The 214-nt window shown below is 41.1% G+C and carries 1 rRNA gene; it reads left to right on the forward strand.

Going from position 1 to position 214, the window contains the following annotated elements:
- Window positions 1-151: 151 nt before the first annotated feature.
- A 5S ribosomal RNA gene (rrf, locus tag H5114_RS20380) occupies window positions 152-214 on the forward strand; the annotation flags it as partial.

Raw genomic sequence — 214 nt, forward strand, 5'->3', positions numbered from 1 at the left:
CCGTGAGGCTTAACCATACAACCCAGATGGGTTTTACTGATACGACTTAGTGTTAGAATGAAGCGCTTAAGCAGTGCGAGAGACTCAATAAGCAATCAGCTTTCCGAATTATTATTTAATGCAATATACTGCGTTAGATAAACAAAATTTGTCTGGAAACCATAGAGCTGTGGCACCACCTGATCCCATTCCGAACTCAGAAGTGAAACACAGT

The organism is Shewanella sp. SR43-8, assembly GCF_014163775.1.
GTDB classification, from domain to species: domain Bacteria; phylum Pseudomonadota; class Gammaproteobacteria; order Enterobacterales; family Shewanellaceae; genus Shewanella; species Shewanella vesiculosa.